The 25,847-nt window shown below is 53.3% G+C and carries 23 protein-coding genes; 15 read left to right on the plus strand and 8 right to left on the minus strand.

The genetic code is table 11. The features are described from left to right. Window positions 1–35 precede the first annotated feature (35 nt). Window positions 36–908 carry a YitT family protein gene (locus NSU01_RS14740; protein WP_042136610.1) on the minus strand — a complete coding sequence of 291 codons (873 nt, stop codon included), beginning with the start codon at window positions 906–908 and terminating at the stop codon, window positions 36–38. A gap of 92 nt (window positions 909–1,000) precedes the next feature. Continuing rightward, window positions 1,001–1,357, minus strand: coding sequence for a hypothetical protein (locus NSU01_RS14745; protein WP_076245458.1), 357 nt, complete (start codon window positions 1,355–1,357; stop codon window positions 1,001–1,003). A gap of 185 nt (window positions 1,358–1,542) precedes the next feature. Here NSU01_RS14745 and NSU01_RS14750 point away from each other — a divergent pair, with 185 nt between their 5' ends. Together NSU01_RS14750 and NSU01_RS14755 are read left to right on the plus strand one after the other, a co-directional pair. Next, on the plus strand, window positions 1,543–1,956 hold the full coding sequence (locus tag NSU01_RS14750) for a DUF2500 domain-containing protein (protein WP_231575361.1): 414 nt from the start codon (window positions 1,543–1,545) through the stop codon (window positions 1,954–1,956). Between the two features lie 95 nt (window positions 1,957–2,051). Continuing rightward, entirely contained in the window at window positions 2,052–4,802 is a 2,751-nt protein-coding gene (locus NSU01_RS14755) for a calcium-translocating P-type ATPase, SERCA-type (RefSeq protein ID WP_305954216.1), read from the plus strand. Window positions 4,803–4,901: 99 nt separating this feature from the next. Here NSU01_RS14755 and NSU01_RS14760 read toward each other — a convergent pair whose 3' ends face one another. Further along, window positions 4,902–5,831, minus strand: coding sequence for a C40 family peptidase (locus NSU01_RS14760; RefSeq protein ID WP_076245461.1), 930 nt, complete (start codon window positions 5,829–5,831; stop codon window positions 4,902–4,904). A gap of 326 nt (window positions 5,832–6,157) precedes the next feature. On the opposite strand from NSU01_RS14760, the gene NSU01_RS14765 reads away from it, so the two are divergent. The 3 genes from NSU01_RS14765 (at window position 6,158) to NSU01_RS14775 (ending at window position 9,007) form a co-directional block, all read left to right on the plus strand. Beyond that, a complete protein-coding gene (locus NSU01_RS14765; protein ID WP_042136616.1) occupies window positions 6,158–7,231 on the plus strand; it encodes an ABC transporter substrate-binding protein in 1,074 nt (357 codons plus the stop codon). A gap of 68 nt (window positions 7,232–7,299) precedes the next feature. Next, window positions 7,300–8,226, plus strand: coding sequence for an ABC transporter permease (locus NSU01_RS14770; protein ID WP_042136618.1), 927 nt, complete (start codon window positions 7,300–7,302; stop codon window positions 8,224–8,226). Further along, window positions 8,213–9,007, plus strand: coding sequence for an ABC transporter ATP-binding protein (locus NSU01_RS14775; protein WP_039298046.1), 795 nt, complete (start codon window positions 8,213–8,215; stop codon window positions 9,005–9,007). The genes NSU01_RS14770 and NSU01_RS14775 overlap by 14 nt, the downstream gene beginning before the upstream one ends. 109 nt (window positions 9,008–9,116) lie before the next feature. Here the strand turns inward: NSU01_RS14775 and NSU01_RS14780 are convergent, their stop codons facing one another. Continuing rightward, the gene (locus NSU01_RS14780; protein ID WP_179093553.1) at window positions 9,117–9,602 is read right to left on the minus strand and encodes a DinB family protein; all 486 of its coding nucleotides are present in this window, start codon (window positions 9,600–9,602) and stop codon (window positions 9,117–9,119) included. Window positions 9,603–9,796: 194 nt separating this feature from the next. Between NSU01_RS14780 and NSU01_RS14785 the strand changes: the two genes are divergently transcribed. The 4 genes from NSU01_RS14785 (at window position 9,797) to NSU01_RS14800 (ending at window position 14,850) form a co-directional block, all read left to right on the plus strand. Further along, window positions 9,797–10,588 carry an SDR family NAD(P)-dependent oxidoreductase gene (locus NSU01_RS14785; protein ID WP_042136621.1) on the plus strand — a complete coding sequence of 264 codons (792 nt, stop codon included), beginning with the start codon at window positions 9,797–9,799 and terminating at the stop codon, window positions 10,586–10,588. Between the two features lie 224 nt (window positions 10,589–10,812). Further along, window positions 10,813–11,538, plus strand: coding sequence for an MgtC/SapB family protein (locus NSU01_RS14790; RefSeq protein ID WP_042136622.1), 726 nt, complete (start codon window positions 10,813–10,815; stop codon window positions 11,536–11,538). An 86-nt stretch (window positions 11,539–11,624) separates the two neighbouring features. Beyond that, the gene (locus tag NSU01_RS14795; protein WP_076245463.1) at window positions 11,625–12,614 is read left to right on the plus strand and encodes an aldose 1-epimerase; all 990 of its coding nucleotides are present in this window, start codon (window positions 11,625–11,627) and stop codon (window positions 12,612–12,614) included. Between the two features lie 424 nt (window positions 12,615–13,038). Continuing rightward, entirely contained in the window at window positions 13,039–14,850 is a 1,812-nt protein-coding gene (locus NSU01_RS14800; protein ID WP_076245466.1) for an LTA synthase family protein, read from the plus strand. Window positions 14,851–14,865: 15 nt separating this feature from the next. On the opposite strand, the gene NSU01_RS14805 is transcribed toward NSU01_RS14800, so the two are convergent. The 4 genes from NSU01_RS14805 to NSU01_RS14820 all read right to left on the minus strand — a co-directional run bounded on the left by NSU01_RS14805 (window position 14,866) and on the right by NSU01_RS14820 (window position 18,065). After that, a complete protein-coding gene (locus tag NSU01_RS14805; RefSeq protein ID WP_042136628.1) occupies window positions 14,866–15,852 on the minus strand; it encodes a hypothetical protein in 987 nt (328 codons plus the stop codon). Beyond that, window positions 15,849–16,841: a hypothetical protein gene (locus NSU01_RS14810; RefSeq protein ID WP_256703933.1), complete on the minus strand. Its 993-nt coding sequence runs from the start codon at window positions 16,839–16,841 to the stop codon at window positions 15,849–15,851. The genes NSU01_RS14805 and NSU01_RS14810 overlap by 4 nt, the downstream gene beginning before the upstream one ends. Continuing rightward, a complete protein-coding gene (locus NSU01_RS14815) occupies window positions 16,831–17,751 on the minus strand; it encodes a WYL domain-containing protein (protein ID WP_076245471.1) in 921 nt (306 codons plus the stop codon). The genes NSU01_RS14810 and NSU01_RS14815 overlap by 11 nt, the downstream gene beginning before the upstream one ends. Before the next feature lie 125 nt (window positions 17,752–17,876). Then, entirely contained in the window at window positions 17,877–18,065 is a 189-nt protein-coding gene (locus tag NSU01_RS14820) for a hypothetical protein (RefSeq protein WP_042136633.1), read from the minus strand. A 268-nt stretch (window positions 18,066–18,333) separates the two neighbouring features. Between NSU01_RS14820 and NSU01_RS14825 the strand changes: the two genes are divergently transcribed. The 6 genes from NSU01_RS14825 to mmsA all read left to right on the plus strand — a co-directional run bounded on the left by NSU01_RS14825 (window position 18,334) and on the right by mmsA (window position 25,842). Beyond that, the gene (locus NSU01_RS14825) at window positions 18,334–19,347 is read left to right on the plus strand and encodes a substrate-binding domain-containing protein (RefSeq protein ID WP_042136634.1); all 1,014 of its coding nucleotides are present in this window, start codon (window positions 18,334–18,336) and stop codon (window positions 19,345–19,347) included. Between the two features lie 30 nt (window positions 19,348–19,377). Continuing rightward, window positions 19,378–21,243, plus strand: a complete 1,866-nt coding sequence (locus NSU01_RS14830; RefSeq protein ID WP_076245473.1) for a sensor histidine kinase — start codon at window positions 19,378–19,380, stop codon at window positions 21,241–21,243. A 21-nt stretch (window positions 21,244–21,264) separates the two neighbouring features. After that, on the plus strand, window positions 21,265–22,500 hold the full coding sequence (locus NSU01_RS14835; protein ID WP_076245475.1) for a response regulator: 1,236 nt from the start codon (window positions 21,265–21,267) through the stop codon (window positions 22,498–22,500). A 36-nt stretch (window positions 22,501–22,536) separates the two neighbouring features. Continuing rightward, window positions 22,537–22,869: a hypothetical protein gene (locus NSU01_RS14840; RefSeq protein ID WP_042136638.1), complete on the plus strand. Its 333-nt coding sequence runs from the start codon at window positions 22,537–22,539 to the stop codon at window positions 22,867–22,869. Window positions 22,870–23,070: 201 nt separating this feature from the next. After that, window positions 23,071–24,159 (plus strand): multiple monosaccharide ABC transporter substrate-binding protein, encoded by a 1,089-nt coding sequence (gene chvE, locus NSU01_RS14845; RefSeq protein ID WP_076245477.1) that lies wholly within the window; start codon window positions 23,071–23,073, stop codon window positions 24,157–24,159. Between the two features lie 153 nt (window positions 24,160–24,312). Next, complete coding sequence (gene mmsA, locus NSU01_RS14850) at window positions 24,313–25,842, plus strand: multiple monosaccharide ABC transporter ATP-binding protein (RefSeq protein ID WP_042136642.1); 1,530 nt, start codon at window positions 24,313–24,315, stop codon at window positions 25,840–25,842. Window positions 25,843–25,847: the final 5 nt, after the last annotated feature.

The following is a 25,847-nucleotide window of genomic DNA, read 5'->3' on the forward strand; positions in this document are numbered from 1 at the left end:
TCAGGGGCTATAAGCTGTCCGCTGAATACCATCGGTCAACCAGGCGGGTGATTACGGAAGAGCGCGGAAATCCGGCTGTTCCGGGCCGCATTGATGACGATCTTACTGTCCTGGTCGCATCCGTGGACGATGGAAGCCAGCTCCTCTTCCTCCAGCCTGCTTGCCAGGCAGAAGACGGTGCCGGGCTGTCCCTCAGGACCGGTGGACCTGACGAGTTTAACTTCGCGGTCAAGTGACTGCTGGAGCCTGCGGCGGATCTCTTCACAGTTGCTGCTCGTAATCCAGACAGCCTGGGAGAGGGATAGGTCTCTTAACGAGAAGCGCAATGCTTCAAAGGCCAGCAGGTAAGCAATGATGCTGTACATAGCCTGATCCCAGCCGAACAATGAACCGCCGAAGAGCAGAATGGCACAGTTGAACAGCATAATGCCCATTTCAGCAGATTTGGGCGGACCGCCGTTCAGCAGCCGGACTCCCTGCTTCTCGCTTCCGCTGGTAATGCCTCCGAAGCGGACAGAGATGCCAAGCCCAAAGCCCAGGCACAGTCCGCCGGCTATTGCAGCAGGCAACGGTTCGCTGGTGGCTGCAGGGAAGTGGTGAAGGGCCAGCGAGCCCGCCGTCAGACAGATTAATCCAAGCATCGTATAGAGGGCAAACCGGAGATTAATCTGCCTGCGCGACATTAGAATGAACGGAAGGTTGAGCAGGAACAGAAATAAGCCAAGACGCATTTCGGTTAAATGTGACAGCAGAGCAGACAATCCGGCGATTCCGCCAGGCAGCAGCTTGTGCGGCATCAGGAACAGTTCCAGTCCTACAGCAGCGAGCAAGCCCCCGCCTATAACAGAGAGCAGGCGCAGGATTTTGGAATGGCGCAGGGGGGCAGCCCCTCTATATCTGATTTTCAATGGATTTCCTCCTTTCAGCAGGAAACCTGAATTTGTAGGTTCGTTTGCTATAGATAATGCGTTGTGCGCTCAAAGGATTTATTGGAGAGCCTTTACCTTATAAAGTGTGATGTGCATTTCAGCGGATACAGCAGCAGCCGCTTCAGAATGATGTAAATGATGGGGAAGAACGACACACAGAGCAGAGGCAGGGACGCTTCCGGATGAAGCGCCAGCAGATTCTCAGGATGGGCCACCCGCGCGGAAGGAATGTAATGGAACGTTGTGCTGTGCACCCGTACCGGCTGAGCCATTTTATGCTCATAACGCTCCAGTCTGGCATGCTGCACTACGGAAGCCTCCTGTTCGTTCAGCAGCTGGGAAGAAGCAGCCAGAAATGTCAGGAGAAGCACCGGTATGAAGGCCGCCTTCAGTAGCTTAGAAATGGGTAAGCGCGCTAGATATGTCATCAAGAGAACACCTCCTTACTGTATATTGTAGTTAAAGCATAACATAGGATTCTGGGCAGGACCAAATTTCCGGAGCTGTTTTTTTGGGGTAAATGTCATGAAAATACGAAACCGGAGCCGTTACACCGCGTATTCTCTAGTAAAATGAACATTTTATAATTATTTTTACCAAAGGAGCGTTTAATTTGCATAAAGAGGGCATTTTTAACGGATTTCTGAATTCGGCTGTAGCCAGTTCCTCCCGCGGCTTCTTCTCCGAAGGGCCTTATTTATTACAGCTTGTGCTGCTGCTGATCGCAGTTTTTGTTGCTTACACTATTGCCAGAGCCCTGAAGATCTGGATGACCAATAATGCCAGTCCGCTCGAGTCGAGGGTGGCGACAGCTGTTACGAAACGCACAGAGGTCTGGGGCGGCAGAGGGCATGCGGGCACACACACCAGCTACTATGTAACCTTTGAATTCCAGAACGGGAGCCGGAGGGAGCTGGAGGTGAAGGCCAAAGCGTATGGTCTGATCGTTGAGGGAGACAGGGGCGAGCTGTCCACCAAGGGGACCCGGTTCAAAGGATTTGCCCGTTCGGGCAGGCACAACCTTTGATAAATCTACATATGTTTTTAGAATTCTCCTGCTATTTTTGGGTAAAACTCCATATAAGGGTTTGAACTAAATAAATTATAGAAGGAGCGGATGACTTGAACTCAGATTCTGCTAAAAGCAAAAGTAAAGAAGGTGTATTGTTCCATACTCTGGATACGGCCGAGGTGCTGAAGCAGCTGGAGAGCAGGGAAGCCGGACTGACTGCAGAAGAAGCGGCAAGGCAACTGGAACGTTACGGAAAAAACATGCTGCAGGAAGCCAAGTCTAAATCGCTGCTGGCTAAATTCATTGAGCAGTTCAAGAATGTAATGATCTTCATCCTGCTGGCGGCTGCCGTGCTCTCGGGAATCCTCGGAGAGTGGACGGATACCGTTATTATTTTGCTGGTGGTGATCCTGAACGCGGTGCTGGGTGTCATCCAGGAGAACAAAGCGGAGCAGGCGCTGGAGGCTCTCAAAAGCATGTCCTCTCCGCAGGCGAGAGTCCGCCGGGGCGGGCAGGTCACAGAGATCAAAAGCGAGGAGCTGGTGCCCGGCGATATTGTGCTGCTGGAAGCCGGCAACGTGGTGCCTGCTGATCTGCGGCTGCTCGAAGCGGCGTCACTGAAGACCGAGGAGGCGGCGCTGACGGGTGAATCACTGCCCTCGGATAAGCAGTCGGGAGTGCTTGCGGGCAATGATCTTGTGATCGGTGACCGGACGAATATGGCTTATATGAGCAGCAGCGTAACCTATGGCCGGGGTGTGGGTGTGGTAACGGCTACGGGGATGCATACCGAAGTGGGCCGGATCGCCGGATACATCTCGGAGGCGGAGAATGAAGTTACCCCATTGCAGAAAAAGCTGGATGAGCTTGGCAAATATTTCACCTTCATTATTCTGGGTGTCTGTGTCGTTATCTTCGTGGTCGGCTGGCTGGAGGGCAGAGAGCTGCTTGATATGCTGCTGACCTCCATCTCACTTGCGGTAGCGGCGATTCCGGAGGGTCTTCCGGCCATCGTAACCATCATTCTGGCGCTAGGCGTGCAGCGGATGGCTAAGCGCAAGGCAATTATCCGCAAGCTGCCTGCGGTGGAGACACTGGGCAGTACAGAGATTATCTGTTCTGACAAGACGGGCACATTAACACTTAACAAGATGACCGTGGAAAAGCTGTATGTGGGCGGAGAGACTATCGAGGCCGATTCGAAGCTTAACGAAACGCCGGGCGGTGATTTGCTTCTGCAGGCGATGACCCTGTGCAATGATTCCAGCATAGACGAAGGCAAAAGTGCTGGAGGGAAAGCTACGGATGGAGCCCGGGCAGAGGCGAAGCCTGGTTCAGCAGGCGGGACCCGGAGCGGTAAAGCCCTTATCGGCGACCCTACCGAAACGGCGCTGGTTGACTTCGCACTCAGCATCGGGACTGACAAACGGGAGCTGGAGCAGCGTTATCCGCGGGTGAATGAGCTGCCTTTTGATTCGGACCGCAAGCTGATGACGACGATCCATAAGCTGGATAACGGCGGGTTCCGGGTGCTGACCAAGGGAGCGCCGGATGTGCTGGTGTCCAAATGCAGCCATATTCAAGAGAATGGCACTGTGGTGCCCTTGACGGAGGCACATATCAGCCGGATCACAGCCAGCAACAAAAGTCTGGCAGACGAGGCGCTGCGGGTGTTGGCGTTTGCTTACCGCAACGATGCAGAGCAGCCCTCCGATCCTTCAACGGAGGGGACGGAGAAGGATCTGGTGTTCATCGGCCTGACCGGGATGATCGATCCGCCGCGTGAGGAGGTCCGGGATGCGGTTGCCGTATGCAGACGGGCGGGCATCCGGCCGGTGATGATTACCGGGGACCACCGGGACACGGCTGCAGCCATTGCTAAGCGGCTTGGAATCATCGATGATGACAAGGCAGTGCTGACCGGCCGCGAGCTGGATCAGATCAGCGAGGCGGATTTTGCCACAAGAGTGGCCGATTATTCCGTGTACGCCCGTGTATCGCCTGAGCATAAGGTGCGGATCGTCAAGGCATGGAGACAAATGGGCAAAATCGTTGCTATGACCGGAGACGGAGTCAATGATGCGCCTGCGCTCAAATCAGCGGATATCGGCGTTGGTATGGGCATCACAGGAACAGATGTGGCCAAAGGCGTATCCGACATGGTACTGGCCGATGATAATTTCACTACGATTGTCGTTGCTGTCGAAGAAGGACGCAAGGTATACAGCAACATCCGCAAAGCGATCCAGTTCCTGCTGTCGGCCAATTTGGGGGAAGTGGTGACCCTGTTCATTGCGACGCTGATCGGCTGGCGGATTCTTGAACCGATTCATATCCTGTGGATTAATCTGGTCACAGATACCCTGCCGGCGCTCGCGCTCGGACTGGAAAAAGCGGATAATGATGTGATGTCGAAGAAACCGCGTAAATCAAGCAGCAGTATTTTTGCCGGAGGCGTGGGGATCGGAATCATCTATCAAGGGCTGCTTGAGGCGGCACTGACCCTGCTGGTGTATTACTGGGCACATACCCATTACGACGAAGGCGTTGCAGTCACGATGGCCTTTGCTACGCTGGGACTGCTGCAGCTTACCCATGCTTTCAATGTCAGATCCAATACCAAGTCATTGTTCCAGATCGGCTTGTTCAGCAACCGCTACATGCTGGGGGCTTCGGTCATCTCGGGACTTCTGCTGGTGCTGGTTATTATCATTCCCGGGCTGAATGAATGGTTCGGAGTGGAGCATCTTAGCGGTCTGCAGTGGGGAATTGTCTGCGGGGCTGCAGTGGCGATAGTGGTGATTGTGGAGCTGGTGAAGCTGGTTCTCCGCTTAAGCGGGCGCAGTAAGAACTGGGAATAGTATACTGCCGGATAATGGCGGTGGCATAAAAAAATGCAAGGAGGTCCGGCGCTTCGGCAGAAGCCCGTAACCTTCCTTGCATTTGTTGTATTTAGGGGATTATAACACCCGCTGCATGTGCAGAATAACATTACTCCAGTACCCGCTGTCCAGGTCACTGATCTGTACTCCGGGATCGCCCCAAGTATGAATGAAACTGCCGCCCCCCATGTAGATGCCTACATGACCGGGAATGGCGTCGCTCTCGAACCGGCCGGGTACCGTGAAGAAAATTAAATCCCCGGGCTCCAGCTCGCTTCTTGATATGCGTCTGCCGATATTATCCTGATCTTTGGCCAGCCGCGGGAGATCTACGCCAAATTTCTTGAATACATGACGGGTGAAGGATGAGCAGTCAAACCGTTTGGTCTCCTCATAAGGTCCGGCACCGAAATCGTAGGGTACGCCGAGATACTTCTTGGCATAGGCGATCAGTTCACCGGTATCCACATTGGAGACGCTCTGGATCCGCAGCGGTTTGGCTGCATCACCTGCACCTGCATTGGCGGTAGTATCCCTGTCAGAGGGGGCAGCAATATTGATCTCTCCGGTGCTTGGATTCCAGCCAACCTCGGTCTGCAGCAGCTTGGACAATGCATTAGGCGTGATGTAGATCTGACCTTCGCGGCGGATGGGAACGTCCGGCAGGGTGATCTTCTCCCCCAGGGAGAAAACCTGGCTGGAATCCAGACGGAGCATGTACATTACATCGCTGTAGCCCAGCTTGGTATATCCTCCGCTTGAGGTGTCGTCTTTCATTCTGTATCCTATGGAGGCAGCGGCCGGCTTCAGCGGAATCCAATACTTGCCTTCTTTGTCCGTGATGGAATTCTTCTCATAGTAGCTCCCGGCAAATGTTCCGGTTGGCGTAACCGAATTCACCTTCGGGGTAGTGTCCTTGCTGGAATAGCTGCAGGCGGTTGAGCCAAGAATGACGGCAGTAAGCACTGCGGCTGTGGCCGCAGTTTTGGATGAATTGATTATTGGCATTTGGCACGCTCCATCTTCAAACTTTAAGTAAAGTTTGTGCAGGGCGGCTTTTTTTATGTGGAAAAGGGTTTAGCAATCAATGTCAAGAGCAACAGGCTTGTTCTTGTCGAAACATCAGCCCATTGTGCGTTTTTTGTAAAATATGGAGCCGTGATAAATGATTGACGGAAAATCAACCTACATATAATATATGTTTAATAGATTGCGGCAGTGGATGCGGAAATGGTGCGGGCTTTTGCTTTAATGCTTTCAAAGATGAAAGCGATAATGCTGAACCGCTAACCCAGGTTCGCGCGCTGAATCCGTAAAAGAAGAGGGGTTATCTGATGAAGAGAAAGAACATTTGGCTTGGCCTGAGTATGTCCTTGATGCTGGTAGCAGCAGGTTGCGGTAACAATAATGCAGCCGTAAATAATGGATCCAATGCAGGAAATGCTCCGGCAAACGCAACCAGCGCTCCGGCAGACACCGGTTCTGCGGACACCAAATCCTACACGATTGCCATCTCACAGTATGTAGAACATCCGTCGCTGGATGCTACACGGGAAGGCTTCCTGGCGGCACTGAAGGATGCCGGAATCGTAGAAGGTGAGAACTTGAAGGTGGATCTGGAGAATGCCCAGGCGGATCAGGCGAACAACCTGTCCATTGCCCAGAAGATTGCGGGTGACAAGAATGATCTGGTGCTGGCGATCGCCACTCCGTCCGCACAATCCATTGTCCAGAAAGTGAAGGATACGCCGATTCTGTTCGCGGCAGTCACTGATCCGCTGGATGCCAAGCTCGTAAGCGACCTGGAACATCCCGGCGGCAATGTCTCCGGCGCATCCGATACGAACCCTGAGTCAATTACACGACTGATGAATTTCATCGCAACGCAGTTCCCGGATGTGAAGAAGCTGGGGCTTGTCATTAATGAAGGTGAACCTAACGCAGTAGTTATGGCGGATATCGCCAAAGAAGAATTGGACAAGCATGGAATTGAGCTGGTGAAGGCGGCTATCACGAATACTTCAGAGGTGAAGCAGGCAGCTGAATCCCTTGTAGGACGTGTGGATGCCCTTTATATTACACTTGATAATTCTGTCGTAAGCGGTGTGGATACGATTATTCAGACGGCTAATGACAACAAGCTGCCGTTCTTCTCGGCAGACCGTGATACGGTGGAGAAGGGTGCTTTTGCCACTGTGGGCTTCAAATACTATGACCATGGCTACCAGGTTGGCGAAATGGCAGTGGAAGTGCTTAAGAACGGCACAAGTCCAGGCGACATGAAAATAACGATGCAAGAGAAGCTGGACCTCATTCTTAACCTCAAAGCGGCAGCAGCACAAGGCATTGAAGTAACGGATGCTATGAAGGCTGAAGTTGCAGATCCTGACAATAACATTATTCAATAACATACAGATATCATAACGGGGCGTTTCCAATGCGGGCGCCCTTTGCCGCTTGAGGGAGGAAGTCATCTATGTATAGTTCATTAATCGGGGCCCTGGAAATGGGCCTGCTGTACGCTTTTATGGCACTCGGGGTGTATATTACCTTTCGTATTCTTGATTTCCCGGATTTAACTGTAGACGGGAGCTTCACCACCGGCGGCGCGATTGCCGCAGTCATGATCACCCACGGATATTCTCCCCTGCTGGCAACAGTATGTGCCCTGCTCGGAGGGATGGCTGCAGGCATGTGTACAGGTCTGCTGCACACTAAAGGGAAGATCAACGGCCTGCTATCCGGGATTCTGATGATGATTGCGCTATATTCCATCAATCTGCGGATTCTCGTGCGGCCGAATGTTTCCTTAATGGGTGAGGTATCCCTCTTCAGCTCTATTAATCCTTTGCTGGTTATGCCTTTTGTGGTTCTGCTGGTCAAGATTCTGATGGATCTGTTCCTGCGTACAGACCTTGGACTTGCCTTGCGTGCTACAGGAGATAATTCCCGGATGATCCGCAGCTTCGGTGTCAATACGGATACTACTACGATTCTCGGCATCAGTCTTGCGAACGGAATGGTGGCCCTCTCGGGTGCGCTGATCGCCCAATATTCTACGTTTGCCGATTCATCCATGGGTATAGGCATGATTGTTATCGGGCTTGCTTCGGTAATTATCGGGGAAGCGATATTCGGTGCGGGCAACGTCTTCCGCGCTACATTGGCCGTAGTGCTCGGCTCCATCGTCTACCGGATCGTTGTGGCGCTGGCTCTGCGGGTGCCATGGCTCAAGGCTTCGGATCTCAAGCTGATTACGGCTATTATCGTTATCATCGCCCTCGTCTTCCCGTCCGTTCAGCGGTTCCTGAAGCAGAAGACGATGGCCCGCAGACGGACTGAAGAGCTTGCGGAGCTGACGCGCAGCAGCAAGAAAGGAGGGGCAGCCGATGCTAAAGCTTGATAATGTATCCAAGCTGTTCAACCCGGGTTCACCTGACGAGAAGATTGCCCTGCTGGGCATCGATCTGGAACTGAGCGCCGGAGATTTCGTGACCATTATCGGCAGCAACGGGGCCGGTAAATCGACACTGATGAATATTATCTCCGGTGTCATGAAGCCGGATCTCGGTGAAGCGCGCATTGAAGGCAGCTCGATCAGCAATCTGGCCGAGTACCAGCGCGCACGCTGGATCGGCCGGGTCTTCCAGGACCCGATGGCCGGTACGGCGCCTCATATGACCATTGAGGAGAACCTGGCCATGGCTTATAAGCGGGGCCAGAGCCGCGGGCTGTCCTTCGGGGTGAATGCGGCCAGACGCACGCTGTTCCGTGAGCAGCTCAGCAAGCTGGGCATTGGCCTCGAGAACCGGCTGCGCGCCAAGGTAGGGCTGCTCTCCGGAGGCGAGCGGCAGGCGCTTAGCCTGCTGATGGCGACCTTCACCCAGCCGCAGATTCTGCTGCTGGATGAGCATACAGCTGCGCTGGACCCTTCGCGCGCTGAACTGATCACGAAGCTTACGGAATCCATTGTCCGTGAGATGAAGCTGACTACACTGATGGTCACCCACAACATGGATCAGGCCATCCGTTTAGGCAACCGGCTGATTATGATGGACAAGGGATCGATCATTCTCGATTTTGATGAATCCCGCAAGAAGGATCTGACGGTAGAGCGGCTGCTTGGTGAATTCGAAGCCATCAGCGGCCATAAGCTGGCGGATGACCGGATGATGCTGGGATAAGCAGGGATTGAACTGAAGAAGGCTTGAGTGCTGTCTGTTAGCTGGACAGCTGCTCAAGCCTTTATTGTTGTGTCTTTGTCTTTACTTTTTAATGGTGCAGAGAATGGGGTCAAATTCCATCCAGGGCTTCCTTCAGCTGAGCCAGATGACGTTCTTCATGAATGCCGATGAAATCCACCCACTGGGCGACATCCATCGGGCCGAACACCGGGTGGGGATACAGCTTGCGGTTCCACAGGCTCTCTTCACTCTGGGCCAGCACCGTCTTCAGGTCAGAACGGGACTGGTCCAGCCGGGCCCGTACATCGCCAAGCGGGATGAATTCCTCGGACGGCACAAGATGGGGCGGGGCATCAATGAACCGGTTGCGGTCCAGCGTCAGCTGATAGGGCTTCGGCTCTGTGACAGCTTCTTCCGTGGCAGCAAGCGCCTGCATGATCCCGGCGGTGATCGCTTTTGCCATCAGATACAGATGCTCCAGTACTTGCACAGGTGACCATTTGCCTTCGGCTGGCTTCCGGTTCAAAGTCTCGGAAGAGAGTCCGGAGACTGCAGCGCAGATTTGATCACGAATCTCTTCATTATGGTTCATCATGAGTAATAATCTCCTCTGTGTAGAAAATAAAGGCATGTCTAAAGTCAATTTCATTATTGCTTCTTAAATTATATCCCCAAATGAGGATTGGCAAAACAGCAGGGCAGCCGATTCACTACGCGGTATGAGAGGTAAAGTTTAAGGAGAGAACTTGACTTGAACAATAACAACGACCTTGGGAGGAGACTACACTTATGACCACTAAGAAACTGGAAGGCAAAGTAGCAATCGTAACCGGAGGCGGATCGGGGATCGGCCGGGCGTCGGTGCTGGAGTTCGCCAGAAACGGAGCCAAGGTGGCACTTCTGGACCGCACTGTGGAGAACGCAGAGAAGGTCGCACATCAGGTGGTGCAGGAAGGCGGAGAAGCCGCTGTGTTCGAATGCGACATCGCCGAGCCGCAGCAGGTGGAGGACGCCGTGAAGCAGGTGGTTGCCAAGTGGGGACAGCTGGACATCGTGTTCGCGAATGCCGGAATCAACGGTGCGATGACACCAATTGAGACGATGGATATCGAGTCCTGGGACCAGACCATTCAGATCAATCTGCGCGGTACGTTCGCTACGGTTAAATATGCCATCCCCCATTTGAAGGAGCAGGGCGGCAGTATCCTGATCAACAGCTCCATCAACGGGAACCGGGTATTCTCCAACATCGGATTCTCGGCATACAGCACCACGAAGGCCGGGCAGGTCGCTTTTATGAAAATGGCGGCGCTGGAGCTGGCCCAGTACAAAATCCGCGTAAACGCCATCTGTCCTGGTGCGATCACCACCAACATTGATGACAATACGTACCCTTCGGATGATCTCAAGGAAGTGCAGATCGAGGTTGAATTCCCGGATGGCGGACAGCCGCTGGAGAAGGGGCCCGGGCGACCTGATCAGGTAGCCAAGCTGGCGCTGTTCCTGGCTTCTGCGGATTCGGATCATATTACAGGAACCGAGATTTATTGCGATGGGGCAGAGTCGCTGCTGCATGGCTGATTCTTCTAATCGTACTTTAACACTCATATAATGTGTGAAGTGCAGCCTTTAACTGAAGCGGACGTTGTCCCTTTGCCGGAGCTCATCAGAAACCGTTTGATGACCGGCTGCAGAGGTGCTGACGTCCGTTTATTCTTTTGAAATCAGCTTGCGAAAAATTACAGTAAGGATTGCAGTGATTTTCAGGTATACTGATTCTATCTGTCATGGAGAGGAGGACAACAATGAACATTGATTTACACACAGAATCGATTGTGAAGCTGCTTGTGGCCATGCTGTTCGGGCTGTTCATCGGGATTGACCGGCAATTAAAACAGAAACCGCTGGGAATCCGGACCAGTATGGTCATTAGTATCGCCAGCTGTCTGGTGACACTGGTCTCGATCCATGCTTATGATAAATTCGGCGGGCCGGAGCATCCCAACATGGACCCTATGCGGCTGGCGGCGCAGATTGTCAGCGGGATCGGTTTTCTCGGGGCAGGCGTCATTCTGCGCAGAGGCGGAGATGCGATTTCGGGACTGACATCTGCGGCGCTCATCTGGACGGCTTCCGGTATCGGGATTGCGGTCGGCGCGGGATTCTATGTAGAAGCGGGTTATGCAGTGGTGCTGCTTATGTTCGCGGTAAATGCGGTGCCCCTGCTAATTAAGGCCATCGGCCCGGAGGTGCTGAACAAACATGAGATATCGATTAAAATCATCATGGAACCGAACTATATTCTAACCGATGTGATCCAGAAAATTGAGCAGCGCCATATCATTGCCGAGCAGCGTAAAACACGTAAAACCGGCCGGACGATCCGGCGTATGAAGATCAAGGATCTCGAAGACGGGAGACAAATGATTGATATGGTGATCTCCGCACCGGACCGTGATTATGCTACGGAAATCTATTACGATGTGAAGAAAATTGAGCATGTGATGAGCGTCGAAGTGGAACAGCTGTAAAATTGACATGTTGCCGATCCGGCAGATGTGGTACTCTATCTATGAGAGAGTCATTATGAGCTTATGGAAGGGAGATTAAAATTATTATGTCGATTACTGCATTTGAAGGACAATATGAGGGAGAAGCCGCAGTCTGGCTCAAGGCCGGACGTTATGAGGCAGCCGTTCTGCCGGGCATCGGAGGCAACCTGATCTGCTTCCGTGATACTGAGAGCGGTTACCGTTTCCTGCATGAGCCAGGCGCAGAGGAAATGGAAGCCTTCAAGGCAAGCCCCGGGATTCACGGTATCCCTGTACTGTTCCCGCCGAACCGTTATGAGGATGGAGAGTTCCCGTGGAATGGACAAACCTACCGTTTCCCTGTTAATGAAGCCAAGACTGGCAACCATTTGCACGGATTCCTACATACAGCGGCCTGGGAGGTCGAAGAATTCGGCAGCGGCAAAAGCGAAAGCTTCGTCACTGTAGCGATTAAGGTGGATGAGAATCATCCTTCTTATCAATATCTGCCGTTCAAATACACCGTCAAGCTGCGCTATACTCTGGGAGAAGGCGGCCTGTCCCAGCAGTTGCTGGTCCATAATGACGGTGCAGAGCTGATGCCTTGTCTGCTGGCGTTCCATACTGCCATTAATGCACCGTTCGCACCCGGCAGTACGCCGCAGGATTACCGCATGAAGCTGACTATCGGCGAGCGCTGGGAGCTTAGCGACCGGATGCTGCCGACCGGCAAATTCCAGGAGCTGACTGCGGATGAAGTGGCACTGCGTGATGAGGGCTTGTATCCGTTCTATGCGCCAATGGACAACCACTATACCGCTGTAGCCCAGAACGGCCGCAACCGCATGGAGCTTACCGACAGCAAAGCCGGCGTTACGCTGGTGTATGATGTGGGAACCTCGTATAAGCAGTGGATGATTTGGAACAATGGATCTACTGAAGGATTCTTCTGTCCGGAGCCGCAGATCAACCTGGTTAATGCACCGAAGGTAGATCTTCCTGCCGATGACATCGGATTGTTTGGTCTGGAGCCGGGAGAGTATTGGGAGGAGACTAGCCGCCTGTATGTGAAGTAGGGGGGTATAAACTGAATTTCAGAGGTTAACATAAAGCTTCGGCGTCACTGCGGTGAAGATTTGGACTTCCGGCCGCTGTTGTCCCCAGATTTCTTGATATATACCGCTGCCCGCGGTTGAAATCCGGTGACAAAGGCGGACGCTACCGCTCCTACAGTTCCAAATTTCCCCTCCGGTCCTTTTGCTTATTGTTTATTCTTTTTTTCAGTTTATATAGTTGTAGAGATAGCAGAATGAAGAGCAGCGAAGTTCGCTGCTCTTTTTTGCGTGAAATACCATGCTGATAAACTCGTATCAGGGGATTATGGAAGAGGCTGTAAGGTGCATAATACGAAGATGTACTTCTTTTGGATACTGAATTTTAAGGCGGCTTTAAGCTAAAAGGCGTATACTACTCCTTTAATCCAGTTAGGAGTGAATCCATTTGTCGCGGTTATTGCCTTCCAAACGTTTGTCTTATTTGCTGTTAGTCCTGCTGGCCGGGGGATTTGTGCTGAATTATTTCCTGCAGGCGGCTTCCTTTAGTATGAATTTGACGGGTGCTCTGCAGTGGATCGGCAGGTACCCATGGCTGTATGGTGCAGGAAGCCTGTTCATTTTCTTCATCCTGCTCTTAAGTTCAGTGATATTGCCTAATACATATGCGGGGCCAGCGGTTGTCAGTGTACTATGTCTGCTGCTGGGTATTGCCGATTATCAGAAGCTTGTTACGAGGGGCGAACCTCTTTTTCCATGGGATCTCATGCTGGTCAAAAATGCCGGTGAAATGAGCAAGATTACCAAAGGAATGATCTCACCGCTGGCGGTAATAGCCGCAATATTAGTGGCTGTTGGTCTGGCGTACATGATCCGCAAGCTGCCCAGGAACAGAATCAACCTGCCTTTGCGCTTAAGCCTGGGCGGGATCTCTGTGGCGCTGAGCGCAGGTTTTCTTGTGCTTGTCTCGGGCCATTCATCTGTTGTTACGGCTATGAACTACCAGAACATCTTCTGGAACCAGAAGGTGAACTATACGCAGAACGGATTCATATTTGCTTTTGCCGGGAATTTGCGCCAGAGCCTGCTGGAGAAGCCCGAAGGGTACAGCCGTGAAGCGGTTGAAGCGGTGTCAGCCAAGTATTCGGCATTGCCGGATGAACCGGCGGCAGCCAGTCCTGAGGAACAGCCGAATATGCTGTTTATGATGGATGAGGCTTTCTTTGATCCTACGCGTCTGCCGGGGTATGCCTTAAGCGAAGATCCGCTGAAATTCATTCATGCGGCGGCGGGGGAGACTCCATCTGGTTATTTGCTGTCACCGGAATTCGGCGGCAATACGGCCAATGTTGAATTCGAGGCCCTGACCGGGCTGTCGATGTATTTCCTTGGAGACGGAACCATTCCCTATCAACAGCGCATTGTCAAAATGTCCTCACTGCCGTCGATCGTCAGTATTCTGAAATCGCGGGGCTATCAGGCACTGGCGCTGCATCCGTTCGATGAGACCTTCTATAACCGCAACCGTGTCTATCCGGTACTTGGTTTTGACAGCTTCATCAGTGAAAAGGATCTGCCGGAGGCTAACCGCCTCACCCCGGATGGCTATATCTCCGACAAGGCTGCTGTACAGGAGGCTGTCCGCGAGCTTAAGTCGGCGTCCGGGCCGGCCTTCCTGCATCTGGTGACGATGCAGAATCATTTCCCGTTCACCAAAGGTCTGAATGGACCGAATACGATTACCGTAGAAGGCGGACAGCCGGGACAGAAGGACGAGATGGAAACCTATGTGCAGGATACTAAGCTGACTGACGAGGCACTGGCTTATCTGCAGCAGGAGCTGCTGACGATTGAACGTCCGACCATTGCTGTATTCTGGGGTGACCATCTGCCGGCGCTGACCGCCGGGATCTATACAGAGGCTGGCTGGGATCAGGAGCCTAGGCTGAAGCACGAGACACAGCTGCTGATTCTGGCTAACTATGAGATCGGTAATGAGCCGCTGGGCACACTTAGTCCGGCCTTCCTTGGCCCGACCGTCTTTAGACTATCCGGCCAGCCGCTGCCTGCCTATTACAAGCTGCTGAAGCAGGTGCAGGAAGAAATCCCCGGTCTCAGCAAGAATGTGCTGGTCGGGACCGGCAGCAGCGGAATCCTGAGTGAATTGACACCCGGGCAGCAGGAGCTGCTGGATGACTATCGCCTGATCGAGTATGACCTGCTGGAAGGGGAGAAGTATGCCGAGGGCTTAATGTTCTAACCGGATTGGCTATAATCAGCGCAGCCCCACATCATGGAAGCGGTTCTCGATCGGCTCGCGCAGCAGCAGGCGGATAGACTGGATCGCTTCGGTCTCGGTATGCTTAGCCTCTCTGACGAGAGGAAGCAGCCTTTGTTGCCGTAGAGTTGGAGCAAGTGACGCGTTCGGGCTTAATAGAGCTGTGATTTCACCGTAGACAGCGGAGAGATGCTCATAATGGCTGGCGGTGGACTCGAGCTCAGGCCAATATTCGCAGGCTGCTCTGGTGTAGCTGGACGCGTCCTTCTTACTGGCAGCATAGAACACCAAGGTTTCATATGCACCGGCAGCATCATATGATCTGCCTGTCAAGGCATCCAGCATGGCATCATAAGCCTGCAGTCCGCAGGCATACTGCGATTCCGGCAGCATCGGATCGTGTACCTCTGCCTTGTATACAGCCTGAATGAAGGATTCTCTGATCACCTGCCGTATGTCCTTCCGGATCTGTCCTTCGATGATCTGACAGTGCCAATAAGGGCCCGCATTTCTTCCCAGCTGCTCATAAGGCAGCTCCAGCTCTGCTCTTGAAGATATTTCGTTGTAGCAGAATACCTGCTTCTGATCATCGGAGCGGGTTATCACCACAAAGTTATCTTTCCAGCAGATGACGCCTGTGCCTTGCTCAAGCGATTTGCGGATTGCCAGGATAGCCTGTCTCTGATAGAGCGGAAACGTAGGGGTGAAATGAAACCCTGCCGCTTGTGCAGTAACAATGCCGATTAAATCTGCTGCCACCGTGTGCTCAGCCATCCAGTTATAAGCCGTAGGTGAGTCACGGTGAAGCTGCCTATGCACGGACAGACGGAAACAGGAGGCAGTCATTCCGGATAACATATATTTGGGCATTGTGAACCAGCCGTTAGCCGACAGAACCTGGTACATGGCATCTACATAAGAATGAGACAATTGCGGAGGATGCACGGCCGCCGGTACTGAATCCAATTCTGTTCTGTTCATCATCTGGCCGTATGCGCCCCCCATCTTGGAATAATTGAACGTTTCCGGTCCGGATACCGCCCGGAGATAATTCTAAGCTGCTGCATCGCGCGTTCCTCCAGCTCAAGCGCCTGCTGCAGGGTGGTACAGAGTGAGGGAAGCTGCTGGTGTACCAGCGCCCGGTTGCTGTTAGTCAACGGAAGTGCAACCTTCAACTGCCCGCGCACCATCTCTTCCAGCTCAGCATAAATACTGTGTACCTCATTCAGGCCCGGCAATACGGACTCAACCTCCTGCAGATAACTCGTGATCTCTGAGCGCGCCGTCAGGTAAGATTCGAGAATATAGACGGCCCCGCTGCTGTCGAACTCTCCCTGCTGAAGAGCCCGGATCAGGAAGCTGTAAGCCAGTCTGCCTGATGCAATGCTTGGATCGGGGAGTGTTTTGTACGGAGTCTCCCAATCCTCAAGGGCGAGCCTCAGTGATTCCAGTACTGCGTCACGCAGCGGAATATCCACCTTATCTCCGATATACTGGCAATACCAGAACGGGGTAATGTTGAGGCCGAAATTATCATAGAGCACATAACGGGTCTCGATGGACGATCCATCCTGCACATAGAACACCCGGTCGTCCTCATCATAGCCGTGAATAACACCGAACTCCGGTATCCAGTAGACACAGGCGAGTCCGCGGTCCAGACTATGCTTCACATCTTCAATGGCGGCCTGCTGATATACGGCGAACGAATCATGTCTTGTTCTGCCTCCGCTATGTCCGGTAAGGATGCCGAGGTTATCGATGGCAGGTCCATGCTCTTTGCCCCACTGTCCATAAGCAGTAACGGAGAAGGGGAAGAGCTTCTCATGCACAGAGAATTTGAAGGCCATACCGCTGAGCCCGGAGAGCATGAATGTGGGTCCATGGAATAACCCGGCGGCAGTGAGAACGGCATAGAGGGCATCGGTAAAAGATTTGGATTCGCGCTTCATTTGTATTCCGTTAATGATCACTCCGGCCCTCCTGTTCATTCAGCAGATTCAGTACGTTCTGGCATCTGATTCTTACTTTCTCTTTCAGCCATTTGGGGGACAGGATTTCGGACCATTCCGAGCTGAACAGCTGCCCCACAAAGGCCTCCGTGTCAAAAAATTCGATTTCATAGACTTCTCCATCAGCGGACCGAATCGTATACCCTCCCCATGAGGAATCTGCAGGCATCCCGCTTAGCCGGATTCTGGCTGTGAACGGCTTCAGCTGTCTATTCTGTTCCGGCGGAGCGGCTGAGAATTCATCGTCCGCTGCGAAATATCTGTCCGTCAGCTTCAGCTGCAGGATTTCAGTCAAGTTAAAAAACTCTGTCCGGGAATTCCCCTCTATGGCAGCAAGCACATAATCTTCATCCAGACGGCGGCTCAGTTTCAGGGGACAGAGATATAGCTCCTGTGGTTTGTCAGGCTGTTTCCGGCAGAGGATGTGAATTACATTACGGGCCTGAATGGCTTGTTCCAGGAGCCCGATAACCTGCAGACGCCGGGCATTTACTTCAAACAGAGGCAGCCTGTATTCCCCCGCCTGCAAGTGCTGGTCTGTGAACCGTTCCAGCAGGCCACCGACTCTCCGGATAGTCTGGCCGTTCTCATAATCATAATGGCTGTACCGGTAAGCCAGATATTTCAGTACCTGCTGCTCTTCGTCCGTGATGTACAGATGAGGCAGGACAAAGCTGTTATCCTCATACATATACCCGCGCTGGCTGGCCACGTACCGGAGCGGAGCCCGCAGAGATTCCGCCATATATTCAATATCCCGCTGCGCCTGGCGCCTGGAGATTTCGAATTGCTCCGCAAGAATATTGCTGTTCGGATAACAGGCATTTCTGATTTGCTGGTCAAACCACTGAATACGGTGAATATGGCTCATGCGGCTCCGCTCCTTTCTGTCAGATTTCAGTATAGCGTCTGCTGAACTTCCACCGCAACAAGGCAAAGATGCCGCCCGGACATCCATGCATGAAGCATGAAGCCGGGCGGACATCCGGGTTGTGTTTACTTGGCTACGGCATCTACTTTGGCTTGTGGAGCCTTGTCACAGCGCTTGCAGACCTTCAGGGTTCCCCCATCAGACTTTACTTTTGTGTAGAGCAGCTTAATTCTGGTTGTTCCGCAGACCGGGCAGGTGCCGCGGCCATGGGAGGGCAGGGTCCAGAGTACCCGTCCGCGCTTTGTTTTTACCATTTGTGTTGTCCTCATTTCAGCAATTTGAATGTTACTGTTCCAGTATAAAACAGCTGGTACGACATAAAATGTCGCATCAGATTCATAATTCTAAGAGCAAGGCTTCCGGACCGCCTAACCGATGCTCAAACTGATGCTCCAGCCGAAGCAGATCAAACAAGCGGATCGTAATTGACGGAAAGCCTGCTAAGCCTTTAGACTAGACTGGACATCGGTCAGGGCAAGCGGACGATGTCCTTTACTTCTTTTTTTGAAAGGGGTTACATATGTGAAAAAGCTCTGGCTAGTCTATGTACTGCTAATCGGTATCTTCCTGATCTATGTGCTGAATTACAAGCAGCAGGGGGATTCGGCGGACCCGTGGGAGACAGCCGGACTGCGCGGGAATATTGAAGATAAATATGTGATGGTCACGTTCCAGATCGGCATCGACTACTGGAAAAGCGTGCTGAAGGGCTTCGAGGATGCGGCAGAGGAGCTTAATGTGTCCGTGGAATACCACGGCTCGACCCAGCATAATGCCAATGAACAGATGACCGTGCTGGAGCAGACCATCGCCAAGAAGCCGGCAGGGATTGCGATTTCGGCGGTGAATTCCAAGCTGCTCACGGCGACCATCAACAAGGCGGTGGAGGCCGGCATTCCGGTGGTATTATTTGATTCGGGAGCGCCGGACAGCAAGGCTTATTCCTTCCTGGGAACGGATAATTACAATGCCGGGACCCAGGCCGCACATAAGATGGCTGAGCTGACCGGCAGCAAAGGCGAAGTGGCCATCATCACCACACCGGATCAGCATAATCATCAAGAGCGGACCGATGGCTTCCGGGATACTATCCGAAACGAGTATCCGGAGATGACGCTTGTAGCCGTCAAAGATGGCCGGGGAGACCAGGTGGCCTCGCGGGAAGCTGCCGAGCAGCTGCTGGCCGGGTACCCGCAGCTGGCCGGGATTTTTGCCACGGAATCCAATGGCGGGATCGGTGTGGCAGAGGCGGTGGATGCTGCTCTAGGCAGCGGCCTTGCACCGCAGATTATCAGCTTCGATACCGATAAGGGCACGCTCGATCTGGTGAAGGAAGGCAAGATTGCGGCAACCATGGCGCAGGGGACCTGGAATATGGGCTACTGGTCGCTGACAGAGCTGTTTCATCTGCATCGTGATCTGGAAGCGGACCCTGAAGCGTATGCGAACAATAAGCCCGTGCCCGTGCCGGATACGGTCGATACAGGGATAGACGTGGTCACACGGGTGAACGTGGATAACTATTATGCCAAGTAGGCTGCTGCTGCGGCAGAGGGGGAGCATGTGATGCGCAAGGGCAGCCTGAACATGGAGAAGCTGAAGCTGAATAATATGCCGATCCGCTACAAGCTGATTATTCATTTTTTGCTGATCAGCATTCTGCCCTCCATCGGGCTGGGGCTGCTGATTGGCTGGACGGTTGACCGGATCGTGGAGGAACAGAGCAACGAGAACACGGTGCAGCTGATCGGCAAGGTGAATACGGCCATAGAGAGCGATGTAGAGAATCTGCAGAAGATTACCTATCTGATTTCGTTTGACCCCGGTGTGCAGAAATTTCTGAAGGGGAATGTGACGGGTAACGGGCAGCGAGGCAGTACTGAGGGCAACGGGGAGTCGGCGGAATATAACATCCGCAAGTTTCTGCAGGGCTTCACTACACTCAGCTCCGAGATTGCCGGGATAATGCTGGTCAATAGTGAAGGCGATTTCATCAGCAATGAGATGTATACCCGTTCCGGTACCCGGCTGACGGAGGAGGCCTGGTACAAGCAGGCAGCGGAGAACAAGGGGATCTTCAAGATTGTCGGGCATCCTTACGGCCGCGCTGTAATGTCCCATGTGGATTATAAGGAGAGCGAGGTGGTCTCTGCCGTAAGGGCAATTGTTGATCCTGAAACGCAGGTTGTGCAGGGAGTGGTGCTGGTCGACCTGAAGCTGCGGGTCATTGCCGAGACAGCCAGAGATGTCACACTGGGCAAGACAGGCTACTTGACGGTGGTGGACGACAACGGGGAGATGATCTACGCGCCGCAGCACCCATTTATGCAAAAGATTCCGGCAGGCCTGTTCACCGAGTCTTCGGGTATCACCTCGGAAATCGTGGACGGCCGCCATTTGCAGCTGATCTACCGGACCTCTCCTTTTACAGGCTGGACAACGATGGGTGTGTTTCCGATGGATGAGTCAGCCTTTGGGGTACGCGAGATTACCTTCAATGTCGTAACCTTCGTGTTTGTAGTCTGTATGCTGGGGATGACGGCTTCCTTCTATCTCGCATATTCCATATCCCGTCCGATCGGACAGCTGGCTTCCTTCATGAGCAAGGCGCAGTCGGGCGATCTGACGATCCGCTACTGGGGGAACCGTTCTGATGAGATCGGGCTGCTCGGGCGCAGCTTCAATACCATGCTGGCCCAGATTGGCCGGCTCTTGTCTCTGACAGAACTGCAGGCGCGGCAAAAGAGGGAAGCGGAGCTGCGCAGTCTGCAGGCGCATATCAAGCCGCATTTTCTCTACAATACGCTGGATACGATCCACTGGATGGCCCGCAGCAAGGGGGCGGAGGATATTGCCGAGGTGGTGCAGTCCCTGTCCAAGCTGTTCCGGCTGGGCTTAAGCAAAGGGAGCGATATGATCCCGCTCTCCGATGAGCTGGAGCATATCGTCAGCTATCTGAAGATCCAGCATGTCCGCTACAGCAGCAAGCTGACATATTCCATCGAAGTGGAGCCGCAGCTTCAGGAGCTGTATGTGCTTAAGCTGCTGCTGCAGCCGATGGTGGAGAATGCGATTTATCACGGCATTAAGGAACGCCGCGGTCCCGGACATCTCTCTATAGAAGTCGTGGAAAGGGAGAATGAGCTATACCTTACAGTTCGTGATGACGGTGCAGGGATCACTCCGCAGCGGCTGAGTCTGCTGAAGCAGCGGCTTGAGGCTGTAGGAACACAGGACAGCGGGCATATGGAGACAGAAGCGCCGCTGCCGGACAGCGCGGGAAGCGGCTACGGAATTCTGAACGTGCAGGCACGGATTAGACTGACCTACGGGAAGCCGTATGGAATTACACTTGAGAGTGAACCCGGAAGCGGCACGGTCGTAACTGTCCGGCATCCGGTGGTCCGTGACAGTTATCCTGCGAAGGATTAAGGAAGAGGAGGATATCCGAACATGCTGGACAAATGGAAAGTAATGATTGCCGATGATGAGGGGATCATCCGCGAAGGCATCCGGCAATGTGTGGACTGGGACAGTCTGGGTATGACTGTGGTTGCTGAGGCAGAGGACGGGGAAGAGGCGCTGGAGCTGGCGGTGCAGCATTCCATTCATATTGCGCTGGTGGATCTTAATATGCCGATTATGCATGGCATGGAGCTAATGAAGCGGCTGAGGGAACAGCTGCCCGGCTGCAAAATCATCGTCATCACCGGCCATGATGAATTCTCATATGCCCAGGAGTCGATCCGTTTGCAGGTGAATGACTACATTCTGAAGCCAGCCGAGCCGAAGCAGCTGATGCAGGTGCTCCGGGGTGTCAGGGATGAGCTGGAATCGGAGAAGCAGCAGAGCCAGCATCTGCAGCAGGCCTCCCGGCAGCTGCAGAAGAATTTCCCGCTGCTGCGCGAGCGCTTCTGTCAGGAATGGCTGGACGGGAATCTGAGCCAGGCGGAGATCAGGGAGCAGCTGCAATTCCTGCAGCTGCCGCCGCAGCGGCCGGAGCGGATCGGCATTATCCGCTGGAGATGGGAGGGCCAGCATCCGGGGATGAAGGAGAACGAACGCCAGCTGTTCCTGTTCGCGATCGAGAATATCATCACGGAGCTGCTGGAGCCTTATACCAAGGTGATCTTCCGGGACACCGCCGGACTGGTCGTTGCACTGCTGTGGGATGACGCAGGCGAGCAGGTATTTGCCGGGGTAGAAGGTGCTGTGCGAAGCAATCTCAAAATTGCTGTTGAAGTCGGCACCCGGCTTGTACAGGGGGAGATTACTGAGCTGGCTTCAGCCTACCGGAGCTGCCGGGTGGCGCTGGCCAAAGAGCAGCCGCTGTCACCGCTCGTCCGCCGGGCGAAGCAGTATATACAGGAGCATTACAGCGAATACGGGCTTACCCTGGAGGGGATGGCCGGCCAGCTTCTGGCGTCACCTGTATATCTCAGCCGCCTGTTCAAGCAGGAGCTGGGCGAATCCTTCGGCATGTATTTGACGCAAATACGAATCCGCCGGGCCGCCCAGCTGCTGCATTCAACAGAGCTGAGCATCCATGAGGTGGCTGAGCAGTCGGGGTATGAGACACAGCATTATTTCAGCACAGCTTTCAAGAGGCAGACCGGCGTGTCGCCCCTGCAGTTCCGCAAAGGGGTGCAGCCTGAGAATGGGAGTGACGGCAGGCCCAGAAAAGAGTAGGATATTCATATATACATACCGCAAGGGGTGCGCAACTTGGAAGAAGTCAATGCTGTGAGCAATGCCGGAACAGCCGGAGAATATAGACAAGCTGCACTGGGCAGCATCGCAGTTCTGGAGTCGTGTCTGGAGAAATTTGCGTTCACCGAGCTGACCAGACAGCAGATGAATCAGTTTTTCAGGCTATCCTCAGGACCTGCGGAAGCGGAGAATATCACCAGAAGAATTTCGGGTGTTTATATGGCCTTTTTGAGCAAGACCAATTTCAAACTCAAGACTGCAGAGAGTAACCGTCTTCTGTTCACCCAATTGAAGCAGGAGCTGGAAGAGATTAAGCAGGCATTAAGCGATTTGAATCAGCCCGTATAACTCCATTGCTTCAACCCTTAACCGTGTGCACCTCCGGGCTGCATGCGGTTTTTTGTTGTGCCCTCGTATTACAAAAGTTGGATTTTTATAAAAACAGTAGTCTGAGTGTAAATACGCCCCATGGCCTCCGTTGCTATACTCAACATGTCACACGGGAGCACCCGTGGAAGACAACAGAATAGTCCAGGGGGTAGTGCAGGAATGAAAAAATATTCAGTGATCACATTGCTACTAACACTCGTACTTATCTTATCCGCATGCGGCAGCAACGGGAATTCATCAAGCGGCACAGATGCGTCCAAAGGCAAAGTAGGCATTGCAATGCCTACGAAATCCTCGGAACGCTGGGTAAATGACGGCAACAACATGGTGAAGGAGTTCGAAAAGCTGGGCTACGGCACCGATCTGCAGTATGCCGAGGATGTCGTGGAGAACCAGGTATCCCAGATTGAGAATATGATCACCAAAGGCGTGAATGCGATTGTAATCGCTTCAATTGACGGAGAGGCCCTGACGGATGTGCTGCAGAAGGCGCATGATGCGGATGTCAAAGTCATCGCTTATGACCGTCTGATCAAAAAAAGTGAATATGTAGACTACTATGCAACCTTCGATAATTTCAAGGTGGGCGTGCTGCAAGGCTCCTACATTGAAGAGAAGCTGGGCCTGAAAGACGGCAAAGGACCGTTCAATATCGAGCTGTTCGGCGGATCGCCGGATGACAACAATGCATACTTCTTCTTCGATGGGGCGATGTCCATCCTGAAGCCGTATATCGATTCCGGCAAGCTGGTCGTCCGCAGCAAGCAGCTTACGATGGATCAGGTCGCTACGCTGCGCTGGGACGGTGCCGCTGCCCAGGCGCGGATGGATAACCTGCTGAGCGCCAACTATGCCAGCGATAATCTCGACGCTGTATTGTCTCCTTACGATGGTATCAGCATCGGAATTCTCTCTTCCCTGAAGGGCGTGGGCTACGGGTCGGGAGACAAGAAGCTTCCGGTAGTTACCGGACAGGATGCCGAGCTGGCTTCCGTGAAATCCATTCTGGCCGGAGAACAGACGCAGACGGTATTCAAGGATACCCGTGAGCTGGCCAAGAAGGCGGTGGAGATGACCGAAAGCGTGCTGAAGGGTACGGAAGCTGAAGTCAACGATACCACAACCTACGACAATGGTGTCAAAATCGTTCCGTCCTACCTGCTGGAGCCAGTGTCTGTGGATGCAAGCAACGTAGACAAGGTGCTGGTAGACGGCGGCTACTATACTAAAGATCAGCTGGGAGAGTAACCGGCTGCACAGAGTGAACTTAAGAAGCAGGAAGAGATCCTTCTTAAGTTCAGCTTATATGGCAGTTATTTAGCGGCTGACGGCGGCAGCCAGGATTCAGGGCAGCCGCCGTCAGCCGCTGCACAGTCACAAGGAAAGCTGGGTGAGAGACACTTGAGTGAATATATCTTGGAGATGAAAGGCATTACGAAGACATTTCCCGGCGTTAAAGCGCTCGCGAATGTCAATCTGCAGGTTAAGGCAGGCGAGATCCACGCCCTCTGCGGGGAGAACGGGGCCGGCAAGTCCACGCTGATGAAGGTGCTTAGCGGAGTGTATCCGCATGGCACCTACGAAGGGGATATTTTGTATCAGGGGCAGGTATGCCAGTTCAAGGATATTAAGGACAGTGAGGGCCTGGGCATCGTCATTATCCACCAGGAGCTGGCGCTGATTCCGTATTTGTCGATTTCGGAGAACATCTTCCTCGGCAATGAGCAAGCGCGGCGCGGGGTGATCAACTGGAACGAAACGACGGTGAAGACCAAGGAGCTGCTTACAACCGTCGGTCTCAAGGAATCGCCGTTTACCGGAGTATCAACGATCGGCGTCGGCAAGCAGCAGCTCGTAGAGATCGCCAAGGCGCTCTCCAAGGAAGTGAAGCTGCTCATTCTCGACGAACCGACGGCGGCGCTGAACGAGGATGATAGCGAGAACCTGCTGCTGCTCATTCTGGAGCTGAAGAAGCGGGGGATTTCCTCGATTATCATTTCCCACAAATTGAACGAAATCGAGAAGATAGCGGATTCTGTAACGATTCTGCGGGATGGGCAGACCATTAAGACGCTGGATATGAAGCGCGATGCAGTCACTGAAGATGTGATTATTAAGGGCATGGTCGGGCGCGATCTGACGAACCGTTATCCGGAGCGGACGCCGGAGCTGGGGGAAACCATCTTCGAGATCCGTAACTGGGAAGTATATCATCCCACCCAGCAGGACCGCAAAATGCTGGATCAGATCAATCTGCACATCCGGCGCGGCGAGGTTGTCGGCATTGCCGGGCTGATGGGCGCTGGACGCACGGAGCTGGCCATGAGCGTGTTCGGGAAGTCTTACGGCAAGCGGATCAGCGGACAGACCTTTATGCACGGCAGAGAGGTACACCTTAACAATATTACCCAGGCAATAGAAAGCGGGCTAGCCTACGTCACTGAAGACCGCAAGCAATACGGCCTCATTCTGATTGACGATATCAAACGTAACATTTCACTCAGCAATCTGAAGAAGCTCTCACGCCGCGGGGTGATCAATGAGAATGAGGAAGTGCTGGTCGCCGAGGAATACCGCAAGAAGCTGAACATCAAGACGCCGAGCATTCTGCAAAAGACCGTCAATCTCAGCGGCGGCAACCAACAGAAGGTGGTGCTCAGCAAATGGATCTATGCCCAGCCGGATATTCTGATCCTGGATGAGCCTACACGCGGGATTGATGTTGGCGCTAAATACGAAATCTACTCGATTATTAACGGTCTGGCGGCAGAAGGTAAAGGCGTGCTGGTCATCTCGTCCGAGCTGCCGGAAATTATCGGGATGTGTGACCGGATCTACACGATGTGCGAAGGGCGCATCAGCGGGGAAGTGGAGCGGAAGGATGCATCGCAGGAGCTGTTGATGAAATTTATGACACGAAGCAGGGGGTAACACCG

The sequence above is a fragment of the Paenibacillus sp. FSL H8-0259 genome (genome assembly GCF_037963255.1).
GTDB lineage: Bacteria > Bacillota > Bacilli > Paenibacillales > Paenibacillaceae > Paenibacillus_AQ > Paenibacillus_AQ phytohabitans.